Source organism: Caballeronia eucalypticola (assembly GCF_047608185.1).
Lineage (GTDB): Bacteria > Pseudomonadota > Gammaproteobacteria > Burkholderiales > Burkholderiaceae > Caballeronia.
Genome location: NZ_JBLKRU010000002.1, coordinates 81,788 through 100,262, shown reverse-complemented (window position 1 = coordinate 100,262; position 18,475 = coordinate 81,788). Strand labels below are relative to the sequence as shown.

General features: G+C 61.9%; 15 protein-coding genes. 6 read left to right on the top strand and 9 right to left on the bottom strand.

Annotated features, from left to right (window positions below):
- Positions 1–106: 106 nt before the first annotated feature.
- The 3 genes from ACMX25_RS02700 to ACMX25_RS02690 form a co-directional block, all read right to left on the bottom strand.
- Positions 107–367 (bottom strand): hypothetical protein, encoded by a 261-nt coding sequence (locus ACMX25_RS02700; protein WP_414948019.1) that lies wholly within the window; start codon positions 365–367, stop codon positions 107–109.
- A gap of 96 nt (positions 368–463) precedes the next feature.
- A complete protein-coding gene (locus tag ACMX25_RS02695) occupies positions 464–781 on the bottom strand; it encodes an ElaB/YgaM/YqjD family protein (RefSeq protein ID WP_414948018.1) in 318 nt (105 codons plus the stop codon).
- Positions 782–891: 110 nt separating this feature from the next.
- Entirely contained in the window at positions 892–1,284 is a 393-nt protein-coding gene (locus ACMX25_RS02690) for a hypothetical protein (protein WP_414948017.1), read from the bottom strand.
- Between the two features lie 474 nt (positions 1,285–1,758).
- Here ACMX25_RS02690 and ACMX25_RS02685 point away from each other — a divergent pair, with 474 nt between their 5' ends.
- The 3 genes from ACMX25_RS02685 to ACMX25_RS02675 all read left to right on the top strand — a co-directional run bounded on the left by ACMX25_RS02685 (position 1,759) and on the right by ACMX25_RS02675 (position 4,187).
- Positions 1,759–2,829 carry a sigma-54 interaction domain-containing protein gene (locus ACMX25_RS02685; RefSeq protein ID WP_299709579.1) on the top strand — a complete coding sequence of 357 codons (1,071 nt, stop codon included), beginning with the start codon at positions 1,759–1,761 and terminating at the stop codon, positions 2,827–2,829.
- 291 nt (positions 2,830–3,120) lie between these two features.
- On the top strand, positions 3,121–3,675 hold the full coding sequence (locus ACMX25_RS02680) for a hypothetical protein (protein ID WP_414948016.1): 555 nt from the start codon (positions 3,121–3,123) through the stop codon (positions 3,673–3,675).
- Positions 3,672–4,187, top strand: a complete 516-nt coding sequence (locus ACMX25_RS02675; protein ID WP_414948015.1) for a hypothetical protein — start codon at positions 3,672–3,674, stop codon at positions 4,185–4,187. Before ACMX25_RS02680 ends, ACMX25_RS02675 begins: the two co-directional genes overlap by 4 nt.
- Before the next feature lie 43 nt (positions 4,188–4,230).
- On the opposite strand, the gene ACMX25_RS02670 is transcribed toward ACMX25_RS02675, so the two are convergent.
- The 3 genes from ACMX25_RS02670 to ACMX25_RS02660 all read right to left on the bottom strand — a co-directional run bounded on the left by ACMX25_RS02670 (position 4,231) and on the right by ACMX25_RS02660 (position 11,222).
- Complete coding sequence (locus ACMX25_RS02670; protein WP_414948014.1) at positions 4,231–7,629, bottom strand: autotransporter domain-containing protein; 3,399 nt, start codon at positions 7,627–7,629, stop codon at positions 4,231–4,233.
- A 416-nt stretch (positions 7,630–8,045) separates the two neighbouring features.
- On the bottom strand, positions 8,046–9,380 hold the full coding sequence (locus ACMX25_RS02665; RefSeq protein WP_414948013.1) for an ABC transporter ATP-binding protein: 1,335 nt from the start codon (positions 9,378–9,380) through the stop codon (positions 8,046–8,048).
- A 51-nt stretch (positions 9,381–9,431) separates the two neighbouring features.
- Positions 9,432–11,222 carry an ABC transporter permease gene (locus ACMX25_RS02660; protein ID WP_414948012.1) on the bottom strand — a complete coding sequence of 597 codons (1,791 nt, stop codon included), beginning with the start codon at positions 11,220–11,222 and terminating at the stop codon, positions 9,432–9,434.
- Positions 11,223–11,896: 674 nt separating this feature from the next.
- Here ACMX25_RS02660 and ACMX25_RS02655 point away from each other — a divergent pair.
- A complete protein-coding gene (locus tag ACMX25_RS02655) occupies positions 11,897–13,573 on the top strand; it encodes a sensor domain-containing diguanylate cyclase (protein WP_414948011.1) in 1,677 nt (558 codons plus the stop codon).
- Positions 13,574–13,708: 135 nt separating this feature from the next.
- The gene (locus ACMX25_RS02650) at positions 13,709–13,972 is read left to right on the top strand and encodes a double-stranded DNA-specific endonuclease (RefSeq protein WP_414948010.1); all 264 of its coding nucleotides are present in this window, start codon (positions 13,709–13,711) and stop codon (positions 13,970–13,972) included.
- A 108-nt stretch (positions 13,973–14,080) separates the two neighbouring features.
- Here ACMX25_RS02650 and ACMX25_RS02645 read toward each other — a convergent pair whose 3' ends face one another.
- Positions 14,081–15,433, bottom strand: coding sequence for an ATP-binding protein (locus tag ACMX25_RS02645; protein WP_414948009.1), 1,353 nt, complete (start codon positions 15,431–15,433; stop codon positions 14,081–14,083).
- Positions 15,417–16,139, bottom strand: a complete 723-nt coding sequence (locus tag ACMX25_RS02640) for a response regulator (protein WP_031362548.1) — start codon at positions 16,137–16,139, stop codon at positions 15,417–15,419. The genes ACMX25_RS02645 and ACMX25_RS02640 overlap by 17 nt, the downstream gene beginning before the upstream one ends.
- A 219-nt stretch (positions 16,140–16,358) precedes the next feature.
- Between ACMX25_RS02640 and ACMX25_RS02635 the strand changes: the two genes are divergently transcribed.
- Positions 16,359–16,940, top strand: a complete 582-nt coding sequence (locus ACMX25_RS02635) for a periplasmic heavy metal sensor (RefSeq protein WP_414948008.1) — start codon at positions 16,359–16,361, stop codon at positions 16,938–16,940.
- 348 nt (positions 16,941–17,288) lie between these two features.
- On the opposite strand, the gene ACMX25_RS02630 is transcribed toward ACMX25_RS02635, so the two are convergent.
- On the bottom strand, positions 17,289–17,987 hold the full coding sequence (locus ACMX25_RS02630) for a pirin family protein (RefSeq protein ID WP_414948007.1): 699 nt from the start codon (positions 17,985–17,987) through the stop codon (positions 17,289–17,291).
- Between the last annotated feature and the right edge of the window lie 488 nt (positions 17,988–18,475).

Below are 18,475 nucleotides of genomic sequence, written 5' to 3'. Positions count from 1 at the left end.
CGAATAGTCCGTTTCAGGCGCCCGGGACCTGATGTTCCAGTCACGCGTTCACACTCGTTGACATAGATCAATGAACTACCTAATCCGTCCCGATGCGCCTAAAAAATCAGCTATGCGGAAAATGCCATGCTTCAGGGGTGCCGCCGAGCACGCCGTTCCCCGCGCCGTTCGACGGCTTGACCGGCGCCGTAGGGGCAGCGGTTGAGGCGCTTGCGGGCGTGATGACCTTGCCGCCCTCACCTTCCCAGCGGTGAAGTTCACGCGCACCACGTCTTGAAGCATTGCGTTGCGCTTGCGCCCAGCGCCAGGCGAGGACGCCGCCTAAGGCGAATAACGCACTGAACAGGCCGAGTTTGGGTCGTGCCATTGTGATTCCTCCGTTTGCCGCGGTAGTTCGCGGTATGTGCGGTTATCGATGAATTGATCGCGATAATCGGTCGACGATGTTCGGCCGATTGGCCGATTAACGCGAAACCAGAATGCCTGCCAGAAAGCCGATGCCCGCAGCAATGCCCAGCGCCTGCCATGGGTTGTCGCGCGTGTATTGCACTGTGCCGTCGAGACTCGCGCGATACCGCTCCTGCGCACTGGATTGCGCTGATTCAAGCGCATTGCGCGCTGCATCGACGTGATCGCGCAAGCGCGTACGCAGCGCATCCACACCTTCTGCGGGCAATGATGCGCTGAGCCGCACGAGTTCTTCGGAATCGTTCAGCAAGACCTTGATGTCTTCAATAATCTTTTGCTTGCCCAGGGACATCTGGACCGTGGTTTGACTCATGTTATGAAACCCCTTGCCATTAGTGCCATTGATCTCTGATACGACAGAACCATCTGATAAATGAGCCGCCTGGCCTGGCATCTGCGTTGCCGTTTCCATTTGCGCCCCCATCACGAAGCCCGCGAAGTGAGTGACGCGAGATGCTCCAAACGTCGCAACCGCAACGCGCGAAGCATGGCGCCAAGTACAAGTGCGCCACTGAGTGCGGCAAACACGACACTCGTGACACTTGCGGCCCGCGTAAGCGCCGGCGTGCCGGCAGCACACGCCATGACTACGCACATCAACGCAGTCACCAGTCCGACGGCGGCCCAGTGATAAAGGTTGATTGGTTCGGCCGCCAGTAGTTCCGGACGCTCGGGCACGCGCTGCGGCGCGCGAACCCGCCGGACAGGGCGCACGCGCGATTGCACTGGGATGTCGAAATGAAGGGAATCTTCCATGGCTTCGTGCCGGAAACCGGCCTTTCGTGTTGCAGATGCCACCCCATGTGCAGATTTCATGCCACCTCGCTCAACGCGCATCGCGTCGGGGCAAGGATCATGAACAGCGTGTCAGCACGCCATTCCTCGACCCGATTCGAACGCGTAACAATTACGTTGGCATCAGTAATTTGAGCGTTATCGGTGAAGCTTTCCGGCTCACGGTGCGCTATTTCCGTGGCGCTTCCAATTGATATGGAGATTCACGCATCCGATTGCGGGATAAAGGACCACGAAACGACAAAGCCCATGCAAAGCACATTGGCGCTAAGCCGTCACGGATGGTTAAATACGGTTTATGAGATAAACCCGCATGCAAGCGCTGGCGCCGAAACGACGGGACAGATGCCTGTCGACGATGCTTCGCCCACCTGAGCGGCAGTCACAACGGGCCTGCCAACCGATCGGCGGTGACCGCTCCGGCCTGCGGCGCCGCCTCGTCTTTCCCCAGCGGCTGTGCTGTCGCCCGAACAACATTTGCAGGACAAAAGACTCATGGCGTCAATCGATCTGGACTCGCCGGCTGTCGCCTCCGGCGACACGCCATCGCAGAAAAAACGCAACGCAGGTGAAATTGCCGGGCTGAAATCGTACGGACTTCTGTACGGTTCATCGCCGGTGATGATGGAACTCTATTCGCAGATCGAACGCGTGGCCGCAACCGATGCCACCGCGTTGATCATCGGCGAATCGGGTACGGGCAAGGAGCTGATTGCCCGCACGATCCACGATCAGAGCGCCCGCCGCGAAGCCCCGTTCGTCGCCGTGAATTGCGGCGCGATCCCCGATAACCTTATCGAACCCGAACTCTTCGGCCACGAAAAAGGCAGCTTCACGGGTGCCGTGCAGGGACGCCTCGGATACTTCGAGCACGCCAACGGCGGCACGCTGTTCCTCGATGAAGTGACCGAGATGTCACCGGTTCGCCAAGTCAAGTTGCTCCGCGCGCTGGAGACGGGCACGTTCTTTCGCGTGGGTGGCAATGACCTGATTCACTCCGATGTCCGCGTGATTGCAGCGACCAATCGCGATCCGATCGTGGCGGTGAAGGAGAACGGCTTGCGCGAGGACTTGATGTATCGGCTTGCTGTGTTTCCGCTGCGCGCGCCGCCTCTGCGTGAACGCGATACCGACCGTGAATTTCTCGCGCAGCACTTCCTCGCCGAGATGAATGCGCAAGAAGGGACGAACAAGTCCTTCAGCAAGCGCGCGCTCGACATGCTGCGCACGTACTCGTGGCCGGGCAATGTACGCGAGTTGAAGAACACCGTGTATCGCGCGTTCATCCTGGCTGAGAAGACCGTGGAGATCGCGCATCCGCATCTTGCATCGCGGGTTAAAAAACCAGTCACGCAAGGTGATGCAATGAACGTGTGGGTCGGCACGCCGCTCGCCGATGCCCAGAAGCAAATCATCCTCGGTACGTTGAAGCATTGTGGCGGCGATAAACGTCGCGCCGCCAAGGCGCTCGGCGTGAGCCTCAAGACGCTGTACAACCGCCTCGGCACGTATGAGAACGAAGGCGGCGACGGCGACTCGTCAACTTCCACAGGCGCGGACAGCTAGCTCTGCCTACCTCAATAAGTCGATGAGTAAGTCGATGAGCTCTCATGCAGCTCGTCGACTTCATCGAACCTTCATCCCCCCATCCGAGCTTGCGATTGTCACGCGTTAGTTTCATTTACTGCACCACGTTCCCCGCATTTGCAATTTCTTGCAAATTTCTTTGCCCTTCATTTCGCTGCGTACTTCAAAATGCGCGGGCGCTCCGATTGCTTAGTGTTCCTTCAGTGCCCGCACAAGCAAGCCGGTGGCCGTTATCGAAAGAATAAAGAAAGGCGAGGAAGGTACAGCATCATGCAGAAATCGATTCACCGGCGTCCCCCCAACGTCGTCGCACTGGCAACGCTTCTGGTCGGAGCGCTCGCATGCTCCGCGCTTTCAGGTTGTAGCTCGCTGTACGGAGAAGGCGCCGTCGCAGGCGCCGGTGTCGCAGGCGCCGCGATCGCGGGCAGCGTGACCCGCAACGCAGCGGTAGCAACCGGCATTGGCCTTGGCGCCGTTGCTGCCGCCAAAGCCGGCGTGCAATACAGCGAGCGCGTGATGCACACCTATACGCAAGACAGGATCGCCGGGGCCGCCGGCCCGCTTGCCGTTGGCGCCGTGGCGCCGTGGTTCGCGGTGCATAGCGTGCCTATCGAGCCGGACGAGAAAGGCCGCGTGACAGTGAGCCGGACCATCAGTACCGGGACGCTCGACTGCAAGGAAATCGTATTCTCCGTCGATACCGATGCCACCAAGGATCATCCGGCGGATAGCGGTTTCTATGTAGCGTCGATCTGTCGTGATGGTCAGATCTGGAAGTGGGCGTCGGCGGAACCCGCTACGCCGCGCTGGGGTGCGCTGCAATGAAGCCCGGCCTCAGTTTGATGCTTGCGGCCGGCGCGGCGGCGAGCTGCGTCTTCCTCAGCGGCTGCGGGTCGATCGGTGCGGCAGCCGGCGCGGCGGCGGGCGTGTCCACGGGCGTGGTGACCAGCAATCCGGCCATCGGTTTCGGCGTGGGTATTGCGGTCCAGGCCGCCACCGACGAAGCCATCCAGCGTCTGATGAAGCGCCTGCACAGTGACCAGCAGATCGCCATTGCAACGACCGCGGGCGATCTTCCTATCGGCGATACAAAACCGTGGCGAGTGAAACACACGCTGCCGGTGGAGAACGGCCACGGCGACGTGCGCGTGTTGCGCGAGTTCACCAGCGCGCTGGCGACCTGCCGCGAGTTCGCGTTCTCGGTGGCGGACGGCGACAAGCCGGACGCGCATGAGGACTGGTTCCTGGCGCAGGCCTGCAAGGGTAATGACGATACCGGCGGCTGGAAGTGGGCATCGGCGGAACCGGCTGTCGCGCGCTGGGGCAATCTGCAGTAGGTCGTTAGCCGCCGGGGGGGCGGGTCGATTTCCGCACCGTTGCTCACCAGCGCCAGCGCACGGCCGCGTTCCCGCCTACCGCCTCGCGGCGCGCGCCACCGGCGTTCATCGCGTAATGCATGCTCACGAAGACGCTGCCGCGTGCGCTCAGATTCACGGCGAACCCCGCTGCAATGTCGGCAATCGTCGACGATGATTGCGCCGGGATGCCGGTCGTACCGTCGAAGGTTACCTGACTCGTGGCATTGAAGTAGCGCCAGAGATTCACGCCTGCATACGGCTGCCAGGTCGCGCCCAATGCTTGCATCCGCCCCGTCAGCCGCACGCCGAGGCGGGCCGCGACGGTGTTGGGGTCAGCGAAGGTAACGTTCGAAATGCCGTCGTTGAGATCATCGATGGCCACGTGTTGCCAGATCACCTGCACCTGCGGTTCGAGACTTAAGCCAGCGGTCAAGGGAAACGGCAAGCCGGCCTCGATGGAGCCCGCTATCGACCGGCCATGCGTGGTCGGGCTGATGCCATCGTTCGACGACGGCTTGATCGTCAACGCGCTGCCGATTACGATGGTATCGGTGTACCAGCCTCCCGCGCCAATATGCGTCCAGTAAGCGCCGATGCTCCCGGCATCGATACTCAGGCTGCCCGCCTGCACGGCCGGCACGCCGAGCGCGAAGCCGCTCACATCGCCTGATGCACGCGCCATGCCGAGCAGAAATCCATAGTGGTCCCGATGCCCGTCCGCGGCGGTATCGGCGTAGAGATCCTGACCGATTTGCATGCCCCCGATCGCACCATTGAAATGCGGATCGACGCCCGTGCCGCTGCTGGTAATCGTCCGGTTGCCCCAGACACGGCTCCACGCTGCAGGCAGCGCGCCCGTCTCGTTCAACTGCGATTGATCGCCCGCGCGGTCGTGGAACGTACCGATCTGCTGCACGCCAAGTTCACGCGTAAGCGATGAAATTTCTGCATAGATCGGTACTTCGATTCGATAGAGCGGCGTCGGGGTGGCCAGAAGCGGCGGCGTCACGGGCGGTGGCGTCACGGGCGGTGGCGTGACGGGTGGCGGCGTAACAGGCGGCGGCGTAACAGGCAGTGGCGTAACAGGCGGTGGCGTAACAGGCGGCGGCGTCACCGGCGGCGGCGTGACGGGCGGCGGCGTGATGCTCGACCGCAAATACCAGTTATCCTCCGTCCCCGCCGCCACTCCACCTCGAAACAGGAAGTACGAATACGCTCCCGCCTTGACCGGATTCGCCAGTGAAAACGCGGTCGGCGCCGTTGTCCCGCCCTGAACCGTCTGAACGACCGTGATCCCGGCGCCGACCGTCAGCGCGCCCGCGCCGCCCGCGTTCGTTATCCCGATCGCGGTATTGCCCGTCGCCGCACCTTGCGAAATCACCAGTTTTCCGCTCGGCGAGTTGTCCGATCCGAGCACGCTCTGCAGCAGCAATCGGCCTCCATGACCGGCATAGTTGCCGCTGACCATCAGCGAGTTGCCCGGACCCGCGCCACCGGTCAGGTCGATCGTGCCCGCATTGTTCAAGGTCACGAGACCGCCCGGCAAAGTCATCGCAATTGCAGATTGCCCTCCGCCGTTCCAGCCCAGCGTGCTGGTCGTATCGATATTGAACAGGCCCGTTTGCGTGGTCGCGTCACCCATCGACACGCCGCGATTATCGAGTGAGAGCCGGCTGCCGTTCGTCAAGCCGATGCTTTCCCAACTCGTAAAACGGCCTAGGCCGCTAATTTGAGTATGGTCGAACGTGAGGGAATTCTGCCCGGTGCCCCCGTCGAGCGCCGATAACCCCGCGAGGTTGGCGTCGGTCAAATTCGACAACGTGGCCACCACGCCGCCCGCTCCGAATGACACCGTCCCGCCGATTACACCGCCGCCCAGCCATCCGAAGGTCGCGGCCCCGTCGCCCGATGCAAGACCCTGCGCAATCGATCCCCCCGTGACCGTGATGGCGTTCGTGCCGTTGCCGAGCGTGACCGCGCCGCCGATCGCCCCGCCCGATAGCGTCAACGCCGTATCGCCGGTGCCTGCCGTCACGTTTGCATCGACCTGCCCCCCGGACATCGTGAAGGTATTGGTGACGGCCGTCAGCGCCACGCTGCCAATGCGCCCGCCGGTAATCGTGGCAGCGCCGCCGTTCGTCAGGCCGCCCGTGACGCGGCCGCCGTTCAGCGTAAACCGCGGCTGCGGGCCGCCCTGATCGACGGAATCGACCTGCCCCGCCTGCATCACAAACGTGTTGACGCCGGTGCCTTGCCGGATCAGTCCGGTGACCGTGCCGCCGTTCATGTTGAACGTGTTCACGCCGGTATCGGTCCATACAGCAACGCCGCCGCCGGATATCTGGCCGGTATTCGTGATGGTGACGACGTACGGGCCGGTGGTCGAGATGCCGGGATTCGCGCCGCCCTCGATCACCCCGCTGTTCACGATCAGCGCGTTGCCGCCAACCGCCGACATCCCCACGTTGCCGCCCGAGATCGTCCCGGCGTTGGTGAACGTGCCACCGCCGTTGGCGTCGATACCGTTGTCTTGATCGCTGGCGATACGCGCACCGGCTGCGTTGACGAAGCTGACCGTATGCGCGAAATATGCGCCGAGCGCGCTCGGCCCATGCGTCACGATCGAACCATTGTTCGTGATGAGTCCTGGCGTGGCATCAAGGGAGACGATGCCGTGCCCGTTCGGTCCGGATGTCTCGACGGACCCGTTGTTGGTCACCGTCGTTCCAACGCCGCTCCCGTTCGCGAAAAGGCCATAAGAACTTGCTCCGGACGTCGTAATCGTGCCGTTGTTGACGAGCGCATCCCCGGAGGTTTCGGCGGCCATGCCGTAGGAACCGTCGCCGGAAGTCGTGAGCGTGCCGTGGTTGGTCAGCGTGCCGCCGCCCGCTGCAGAGAAGTCCAGCATGGCTGCCGAACCCGTCCCGCTCGTGCCAATAACCCCGCCCGCCGCATTCACCATCGTGACCGCCGCCGAGCCGTTATAGATGCCTTCCGACGCCGCGCCAGATGTATGAATCGAGCCGGCATTGGTCACTGAGTTATGCCCGAAACCGGATACGCTTCCTTCGGAGGTGATGCCATCGAACGAGTCGGCGGTGGTTTGAATCGTGCCCAAGTTCTGGACGGTGCTCGAATCCTGAATGGAGATACCGCTGCTGTTGTTCACGCTGATGCCCGCGCCCGGAAGCACGACAACGGTGACACCGGTACTGCCGCCGGCGGCCACGACGGGCTGTGTGGATGGATTCGGCGCATTGGCATTGCACGTGGCGGTTTGCCCGCTCGCAGGCGCGAGGTTGTCGCAAACGGCGAGCGCGGACGGAGCGCGCAACAGGCACGCCACGCCAATCGACAAACGAGATAGCCCGAGCGTTCGGCACGCCAGTAAGGACGGCAACGACAGGCGCGTTCGGCGCATCTTCTTGTCTCCACGTTTCAGGTTGGCTGAAGCGTTGGCCCGCTCGCGCTTAGCGCATGCGGGACGGCCTGCTTGCGAACGGCCAGGCAGGGGACTCGAAGGGCAATGCACGATTTACGCTGAAGCAATCTTTCGGAAAACGCTCCAAAAAGGCCTTATTGAATCGATAAGATCCTTAATGGGCCTGGCTTTCAGCGTGGCTTGAAATAACGGCGCCCAGCATTTTAACGGCCGTCGGCAATCCGGCTCTTGCCGCCGCGAAAACGCCCGATAAGCAAAATGAAGTCGCCCGTCGATGACTAAAACACGCCCCGCAGAACGCAAAAAACGCGGTGTCCGTTTCCGGATCAGCCGCGTTTTTTTTGCGTGTTTTTTTGCGCCAGTCAGCGCTTCAAGTTGTCTTCATGCTCTGAGCATCAAGACTCGACGTCTTCCAGGCTGAAAATCTCGGTCTGGTCGTTGTACGAAAAAATCTCGCCGTAACGGCCCCAGTTGATGACCGCGTCCAGCGTTTCCTCGGCGGCTTTATCGGAGAGAAAATCTTCCAGTTCCTGTTCGAAGCGCACGCGTGGCGCACGATGCCCCGGCCGCTCGTTCAGCACTTTCTTGATTCGCGCGGCGAGCGGCACGTGCCGCAGCAAATGCTCCGCGAACATCATCTTGCGTTCCTGCGTTCCAAATTCGGCGAATACGCGCGCCGGCGGTGTGAGGAAAATGTCGCCTTCACGCACGTCAGCGAAACCCAGATGCTGCAGCACTTCGGCCACCGGAAACAAATCGTCGACCTCCAGGTGCAGCGACCGTGCGATTTCCGGCATGTCGGCGCGGCCGTGGTACGGATCGGCGGCAAGCGTTTCGATCAAACCCGCCATCAGGTTGGTCGAAACCTGCGGCAGCCAACTGCTCAGTTCCAGGCCCTTCTTCTTCTCTTCGCCGAGTTGACGCGCGGTCATCTTGGCGTAGATATCGTCGACCAGGCGGCGGAACGCCGGATCCAGCCGATTGCGAGGATGTTTGAACGGCACGCGGATTTCGGCCATCACGCGCCCCGGATTCGACGACAACACCAGGATCCGGTCACACATGAACACCGCTTCCTCGATGTTATGCGTGACGATCAGCACCGACTTGATCGGCATCTTCCCCTGCGTCCAGAGGTCTAGCAGGTCGGTACGCAAGTTTTCGGCGGTCAGCACGTCGAGTGCGGAGAACGGTTCGTCCATGAGCAGCAACGTTGGGTCGACGACCAAAGCGCGCGCAAAACCCACACGCTGGCGCATGCCGCCCGACAACTCACGCGGATACGCGTTCTCGAAACCGTCCAGGCCGATCAGGTCGATTGCCGCCAGCGCGCGCTCACGCCGCACCTTCGCCGGCACGCCTTGCGCCTCCAGTCCCGCTTCCACGTTCTGCAACACCGTTAGCCACGGAAACAGCGCGAAAGTCTGGAAGACCATGGCCACGCCTTTTGCCGGGCCGTGCAACGGCTCGTTCATATAGGTGACCTGGCCGCCGGTTGGCTCGATCAATCCGGCGATGATCCGCAGCAGCGTCGACTTGCCGGAACCCGAACGGCCCAGCAATCCGACGATCTCGCCTGCGTTGAGCGTCAGGTTCACATCTTCGAGCACGAGCAGTTCGCCCTGCGTCTTGTTGAAGCCGCGGCTCACGTTCTCGACGTGCAGGATTTCCTCGCCGCGGCGCGGCGGGATCGGCGGCGTTTGGGGTGTCGTATTCGTCTGCGTTGACATAGGCGCTCGCGCGTTGCTGATTACAAGAATTTAATGGTGCGGCCGTCAGCTTCAGTCCAGCCGCAAACGCGCTTCGGAATAAGCGAACAATGGCCGCCACAAGAGCCGGTTAAAGAGTGTGACGAACAGCGACATCACGGCAATACCGAGAATGATTTTCGGATAATCGCCGTCGGCCGTGCTTTGCGCGATATACGCGCCAAGCCCGTGCGCCACGATTTTCGTATTTCCCCACGACACCGCTTCCGCCACGATGCTCGCATTCCACGCCCCGCCCGACGCGGTGATCGCGCCCGTCACGTAGTACGGGAAAATGCCCGGCAGGATGGCCTGGCGCCACCACTGCCAGCCTTTGATCTGGAAATTGGTGGCCGCTTCACGATAATCGTTCGGATACGACGTCGCTCCGGCAATCACGTTGAAAAGGATATACCACTGCGTGCCGAGCACGATCAGCGGCGAGAGCCAGATATCCGGGTTCAGGTTGAACTTGACGATCACCACGACAAACACCGGGAACAGCAGGTTGGCCGGGAACGCGGCCAGGAACTGCGCGAGCGGTTGGATCTTGCTGGCCAAGGCAGGCCGCAAGCCGATCAGGACGCCAACCGGAACCCAGATCACCGATGCAATCGCGATCAGCACCATCACGCGAAACAACGTGATCAAGCCCAGCCAGAAGACGTGCCAGACTTCGCCCCACGTGACGCCCTTGCTCACGAACAGCGTCACCTTCCATACCAGGAACACGGTCAGCGCGAGGACGATGACCGCCCACACGATATCGCCGGCACGGGACGGATTGCGGGACTTGCTGCGCGCGCCGGGTGCTGAGCCGCCCAACGCGCCCATCGGGAATTTCGGCAGGCGGCCTTGCAGCGACGGCAGCTTCAGCGGCACCCGCGCCATCTTGCCGATGATCCAGCCCGCCGGCACCAGCAACTGGTGAATCAGGCGCGTACGGCGAATCAGGTCGAGCAGCCACGACTCCGGCACGTTGCCCGAACTCGTGTTTTCCATGCGAAATTTGTCGGCCCAGGCAACGAGCGGCCGGAACATGAGCTGATCGTAGGCCAGGATCACGACCGTCATGGCCAGGATCACCCAGCCGATCGCGCCGAGATTGCGCTCGCCAATGGCAGTGGCCAGATACGCGCCGATACCCGGCAGCACGATGGTCCGGTTACCCACCACGATCGCTTCGGACGCGACCACGAAGAACCAGCCGCCCGACATCGACATCATCATGTTCCAGATGAGGCCGGGCATCGAAAACGGTACTTCGAGCTTCCAGAAGCGCTGCCAGTTGGTCAGGTGAAAGCCGCGCGAGACTTCATCGAGATCGCGCGGCACGGTGCGCAGCGACTGATAGAAGCTGAACGTCATGTTCCACGCCTGACTCGTAAAAATGGCGAAGATTGCCGCCAGCTCGGCGCCGAACACGCGGCCCGGAAACAACGCGAGAAAAAACGTGACCGTGAACGAGATATAACCGAGCACCGGCACCGACTGGAGAATGTCCAGTATCGGCACGAGCACGACAGACGCGCGCCGGCTCTTCGCCGCGAGCGTGCCGTAGATCAGCGTGAAGACCAGCGACGCCACCATGGCCGCCAGCATGCGCAAGGTCGTTCGAAGCGCGTATTCGGGCAGGTTCGCCGGGTCGAGCGAGATGGCCTGGGTTTGCAGCGTCGACATGGGCGCCATCGTCTCGTGGAAGCCGACCACGGTGAGCGCGAGCACGCAGATAATCAACGGGAACGCGACGAAGTCCCATCGATTAGGCAACAGGCGCAACGCCGATGCGTTCGCCGTTCGAGTCAGGTTAAAGCCAAAATCCATTCCACGCCCTTTCCCGTTGAGGCTCGTTGCAGCAGGCTTTTCGTCACGTGAGGCAAACGTCCGGCGGCTGTGTCCTTGCCTGTGTTCTTGCTTGTGTTGTTATTTCCCGGGCGGATACTCCACCCTACCCTCATCCACCGGACGTGGTTGCGGCCCCATCCACCGTCGCGTCGACACACAACTTGACCATTTCAGAAACGCACGACACTACACCAACCTTTGTTTCACGCACAACCTCAGTTGACGGGTCTGTTGCGTGGTTTCTGAAGCCCCGGGCCTCAACACCGCGCATAAGCTAAACGGCTGACCCCAGGGCGGAGGTAAACACGCTGTTCAGAATCGCCCGCTCCCGCCGATAACAACTTGATGGCCGAGAGAAAACGTCGTCCAATCGAGGCCTGGAGGCGCAGAGGCGCAGACCGAATGAGAGAACCGGCGTGAACCTGGCCAAAAAAGGGACTGCGGATGCTCGCCGGACCAACGAACGGACGAACAAAAGCATGAGGTGCGGCTGATGCCGGTCCCGGCCATCAGCCACGACACTTGGGCGAACTACCGATGTGCGCGCGGCTGCGCCCGGTAAGATGCTCACATGCCGGTAAAACACTCATAACATGCACGTTGCGCGGGTTGTGCCACCGGCTCGCGCCACAGTCAGACAGGCCAGAGGATCGATGAACAAGACAACCTATCACCGCGCCATCGCGACGCTCGCCTTCGCGTTGCTCGCATGCGTGTGCTGGGTTGCCGCCGGGATGGTGTCGGAGCGAATGGTACAGCAAGAAGTGACCACGTCGGTACGCGTGGAACAGCAAATGGCAGCGTCTATCGTCGACAATACCGCGCAGATCATTGCCAGCGACCTCGCCATGTCCCGGGCGATTCCGGCCACTATCGCCGAAATGGACATGATCCAGTTGGCGCTCGCCGAATCGCACAGTTCCGCCGAAGAAATCCAGCAAACCGAACCGGAGCGGCGAGCAAAGTGGCTCGCCACGCCGGCGCTCGCCAGACTCGACAACTTCCTGCGCAACGCCCGCGGCTTCACGGGTCTCGACTACGTGTGGGTCGTCAATAGCGACGGGTTTTGCGTGGCGTCGAGCAATGGCCTCGACTCGAACAGCTTCGTTGGCACCGACATGCGCATGCGCGGCTATATCCAGAAAGCGCTGCTCGGCGCGTTCAACGAAACTTACGGGGTCGGCAGAATGAGCGGCGATCCGGGCATTTTCATCGCCACGCCGGTGTATCGCGACGGCTTCCTGGTGGGCGCGGTGATCGCGAAAGTCAGTGTGGACCGCTTGCGCCACTGGGTATCGCGCCCGGGCACGTTCGTCACCGACAGCAACGGCGTCATTGTCATGGCTCACGAAAGCCAGCTCGAAAACCGCGTACTGCCGGATTCGCCCGTGCTGCGGATGTCGCGGGCGCAACGGCTGGATGCGTATCGGCGGGTCGATTTCCGGACGCTGCAGCTGACGAACATTGGAGAACGCGTGCGGGCAGACGCGCCCTGGCTGCCGCCTTCGCTCGCGCGCTCGTTTTTCTCCGCAGGGGACAGCAGCTCACCCTCTCTCTACGATGAACGCACCGGCCTGAACTCGGGGCTTGCCGCTCATATTGTCCATCCGCTGCCGAACTGGGCGGAAATCGTGAGCAATCAGCGTCGCGACAGGCTGCTGGTGTTCCTGACGGCGCTCGGCGTGAGCCTGCTGGCGATCGTGATCACCGTGTCGTATCTGCGCGAACGGCGCTTGCACCGGGCCACGCGCCATCTGGCCAACCAGTTGCAGTCGGCCAATGAGCTGCTGTCGGCCGAAGCTCGCCACGACGCGTTGACCGGCGCGCTGTCACGACGTTATTTCCTCGATACGTTGCGCCGCGAAGTCGGTCTGGCCCGCTCGGGCGGCGTGCCGCTGTCGGTTGCTATCGCCGATCTCGACCACTTCAAGCAGGTGAACGACCGCTTCGGCCACGCGACCGGCGACCGTGCGCTCGAACATTTCGTGCGGATGTGCGAGGAGCAATTGCGCGCGAGCGATGGCGTCGGGCGCTTGGGCGGTGAGGAATTTGGGCTGCTGCTTCCGCATACCTCGCTCGCCGATGCCCACACGGTTCTCGAACGCCTGCGCAAGCGCTTCAACCAGGAACATTGCGCCTATCTCCCCGACGACACCATGCTGAGCGTCAGCATTGGCATCACGGAACTAAGCGACGGCGACACCGCCGAAAATCTCCTCAAGCGCGCGGATCTGGCGTTGTACGCGGCGAAATCGGGAGGACGCGACCGCAGCGAAGTGCGTCCGGCCGATACGCGCCCGCCCATGCCACGGCAGTCTGAAACGGCGTGACACGTACTGAACAATGGATAAAACGGCAATTTGGCGCGACGTTGGCTGAAAGGCGGGGTGCGGCGGCGGCACGACAGCAGGTATTATCGATCTTCGAGTTCGATATCTGCCGTTATCAAGAATCAGGAGGGGTGAATGAAGGGAAATCTGGTCATTGTCTGCCGCGATCAGGACGCTGAAGCATTCGATCACTTGCTGGCCGAGTATGGCGCGTTCCAGACGCGACTCTCTTCGACTGCCTGGTATTTGCGCCTCGATGTCGCGCCTGAAGTGATCCAGGAGGAAATCCTGACGCGGTTTGGCAAATACACCACGCACTATATTTTCGAAGCCGCGACCGTGACCTACAACACGGTGGACAGCGAAGCGGCTTCTGCGCTCAATACCCTGTTCGATTAGCGGTTTCGCTTGGGCGTCAGCCTTGGGTTTGCTGGCGCTGCGGGAGTTTGCCCAAGCCCTTGAACCACCCCACCCGAGGACGCTAAGCCTCGGGATGGAGAAACACAATCACATCACGCGGGCTTCATGCATCGCGTCGCCATGTAACATCTCGGCCGAGCGCGCCACTACATCAAAAGGAAAGGTCATCACGACCTGCAGGCCGCCTTCGGGGCGATTGCCAATTTCACATTCGCCGCCCGCCCGCCGCACCAGCCGCTCAACGATTGCCAGCCCCAACCCGCTGTGGCCACTACCGCCGCGCGCCGGATCAAGCCTGACGAACGGCCGGCTTGCCTTAACCAGATCGTGTGCCGCGATGCCGTTACCGCTGTCCATGACACGCAAAATCCAGCCATTCGTTCCACGCGACGTTTCGATCACAACGGGCGGTGCGCCGTACGCGTGAGCGTTATCGAGCAGGTTCGACAACAAGCGGTCAAGTGTTGCAGCAGGCAAAGCGAAATCCCGCCCCGCCATCAGACGCGTCTGCACTGACGGCGCCCCCACGGTCACCGCGCGATAACTGCGTGCAATGCGCTCGGCCTGCTGATCGACTTCAGCGGGCTCGCTTCGATCGGCGCCGTCGTGGGCGAACACAAGAAACTGGTCGACGATATGCGCCATGGAATCCACGTCGCGCACCACGCCGTCGCGCACTTTGGCTTCATCCATCATTTCAGCGCGCAGGCGCAAACGCGCCAGCGGCGTCTTGAGATCGTGAGCGACTCCCGCCAGCATGACCGCGCGATCGCTTTCCGTCTGCTCCACTTCGCGCACCATCTGGTTGAACCCATGGGTCAACTGCCGCAATTCGCGCGGACCGCGCTCCGGAACGGGTGGAGTGGGTTCACCGCGGCCGAAGCGGCCGACCGCCTGCGCCAGCGAGCGCAACGGCGTCTGCAATTGCCACGCGGCAAAGAGCGCGGCCATCACGGCGGTGGAGAAAATAATCGCGAGCCAAAGCAACATGCGGTCGCGCGAACGCGGCGGACGCAAAGGCTGCACCGGCACGACAATCCAGCTGGCGTCTTTCGCGCCCCGCACCCAGAGGCGCGGCGGACCGCCCGGCTCACCAATGCGAACGTCGGTGCCATCCGGCAGCCGATCCCGCAAATCGTCGATAAACCGGCTGAACGGCGGCGGCACGCGGCTGGAATCGGCGTCGGTAAAAGGTGGGGGAACGTCAGAACTGTTCGGCTCGACCACCCGCACGCTCGATGGCAGCGGCTGATCGGGCGAATTCGCGATGTGCTGGCGCACGGCGTCAACCAGGAACGCGGCCTCTTCTACCGCATAGCGCGTTTGTGTCTGATCCCGCTCGAGCCGGATGACCGCGAACCAGGCGACGTGCGACAACACGAGCACGCCAATGACCAGGACAACCAGCCGGCCGAACAGTGAATCAATGGGCCGACGCATTTTGCTCGCCGTCCGGCACGAACACATAACCGCGTCCGCGCACAGTCTGGATAAAGCGCGGCGTGGACGGATCGGTTTCGAGAATCCGGCGCAGACGCCACACCTGGACGTCGATACCCCGGTCGGTGCCGTCGTATTCCGGGCCGTGCAGCAGTTCGAGCAAGCGCTCGCGCGTCAGCGTGCGCATGGGGTGATTGACGAAAATCTTCAGCAATGCGAACTCGCTGCCCGACAGCGTGAGCGGCGTTTCGTCCTGATGCAGCGTGCGCGACTGGAAGTCGAGCCGGAAACGCCCGAATGAAAACGGTTCACGCTGCTCGGGCGCCGCCGACGGAATCGTGCGGCGGCGGCGCAACACCGCCTGCACACGCGCCAGCAACTCGCGCGGATTGAACGGCTTGCCGAGATAGTCATCAGCACCGAGTTCCAGTCCGACGATGCGATCCACGTCGTCCGCTCGCGCCGTCAGCATGATCACCGGGATGTCGTCGCCCGACGCGCGGAGCTTGCGCAACGCGGTCAGTCCGTCTACACCCGGCATCATCAGGTCGAGCACGATCAGGTCCGGGCGCTCGCGTTCGAGGCGCCGTTCGAGTGTGCCTGCATCATGCAGCACCGATACCTCGATGCCTTGCCGGACCAGATAGTCGCGCAACAGGTCGCGCAGTTCGGAGTCGTCGTCGACGACAAGTATTTGAGTAGCCATGCGACGCAGTTTAACGCCTGCGCGGGGCCTCCATGTTGCGAAGACAGCGGAAACGTTTACTGGGTGTTACCGCGAAAGGCGAAAGTAAACCCGCGTAATAACGCGGCCACCGCTCGTAACACGCGCTTCCCGGCGACTGTCTACGCTGTGTCTTACCGAAGGCGCGACCACCTGAAAGGCGCAGCCAGATCGGCTCTGGAAATCAAAAAGGAGTAGACCATGTTGAAGCAGTCCCGATTCCTCGCCATCACCGCCGCCGCGCTCGCCCTGTCGATCGGCGCGGTCAATGCCGCCAGCGCTGTCACACCCGACGCGCCGCCGCCCGGCGGGCCGGCCATGATGGACGGTCATGGCGGCCCGGGCGGCCATCGTGGCGGAATGCGGATGAAGAAAGAACTGGATAAGTTGCATGGCCAGCTCAATCTCAACGCGGACCAGGAAAAATCGTGGCAAGCCGCGCTCAGCACCATGAAGCAGAATCATGAGGCAATGCGCGAAAGCCACAAGCAGTTGCGCGCACAAATGGCATCGATGAAGCAGCAGCCCATTCTCGACCTGAACGCCATGTACGCGACGCATCAGAAGATCGAGCAGCAGAATGCCCAGTTGCGCGACCAGACGAGCGCCGCGTGGCTGAACTTCTATAACACGCTGAACGACCAGCAGAAGACCACGGTCAGCACGGCGCTCAAGCAGCGCTTCGCAAGAATGGAAGCCATGCGCGAAAAGATGCATGAGCGCTGGAGTCAGCATCGCGGAACGCACGGCGCGCCGGCCGGCGCGTCTGCCGTCAATCCGTGAGCATTGCTTAAGCTCGGAAACCGGGCGTTGATTGAGGTGGCGTAGCCGCCGATTCAATCGCCCTTGCCGGACAAGCCGTTCCAGTCGACGCTGGAACGGCTTTTTTGTTTGGGGAAATGGGGGTTTTCGGTCAGCGCGGAAACGGCGGCCGACACAATTGATCGATACACGCCGGTTTTGTGACGGTCCGGCGGACATATCACGCGGCGTCATCAAAGGCCTACCGGGAATCCAAGGCACACAAACAAAGAAAAAGGCCGCGGAAATTGCTTCCGCGGCCTTTTGTCGAGCCTCGATCGTTCTTCCAGCCGTAGCCGGAAGATCAGCTCATAACGGTTTTACCGCCGTTCACGCCAAGTCGAACAGGATCACTTCAGCGCCGGCGCCTTGTTCCAGCGTGACCTTCGACATCCCTTCCAGCTTTGCGGCGTCGCCGGCTACAAGCGTTTCACCGTTCACCGAAATCGCGCCCCGCGCCACATGAACATATACGCGGCGCCCGGCCGGCACGTCGAATTCGGCGCGTTCATCGCCGTCGAACAGACCTGCGTAGACTTCGGCGTCGGCGCCCAGCTTCACCGCGCCGTCGCGTCCTTCCGGCGATGCGATCACCCGCAGCCGGCCACGCTTTTCAGCGTCGTCGAAACGCTTTTCCTCGTAGCCCGGCGCATTGCCCTCAGCGTCCGGGATGATCCAGATCTGCAGGAAATGCGCGGTTTCGCTGTCCGAGCCATTGAACTCGCTATGGCGCACGCCGGTGCCGGCGCTCATGCGCTGGACATCGCCGGGACGGATGGTCGAGCCGTTGCCCATACTGTCCTTATGCGACAGCGCGCCTTCGAGCACATAGCTGATGATTTCCATGTCGCGATGGCCGTGAGTCCCGAAGCCCTGGCCACCCGCCACGCGGTCCTCATTGATGACCCGCAGCGCGCCAAAGTGCACATGCTTGGGGTCGTTGTAGCCGGCGAAGGAAAAGCTGTGATACGAATCAAGCCAGCCATGGTTAGCGTGGCCACGTTCATTGGCGCGTCGAATTTCAAACATATCGAACTCCCGGTGATATTGCGATGGAGAGAATGTAAGGGCGCAGGCCGCCCTAAACAATCGCCCGCGCAAACACCACACCGTTCTGAAAATGCATGCGATCGAGACAATGCGGGGGTTTGGCCGGTGGGCTCTGCCCGATGTATCGGTGCAAGGAAAGCCCCGGCGCTACCCCGGGCGCATAGGCCGGCTTCGGGTAGAATACCCGCCTTTTCAAGGGTCAACGGGCGCCGGAGGCATCTACGTCCCGCCGGGGAAGCCGTACCGGGAAAGCCGCATGAGGTTTCGGTGGATTTCAACCCAGGTCACGATTTTTCGGTGAAAGGCGTTTGTCGACAAATCGCACCAATTTTGGACACCTAGAATAAGCACCGCCGGAGACGATAGGTTAACGGGCTTTGGAGGGGCTGGGGCCAAGTTTGGGGAGGTGCGTCGGGGCACGATTGCAGCGCGCGACCGGCGATTTGCCGATGAAGAGAAACACATTC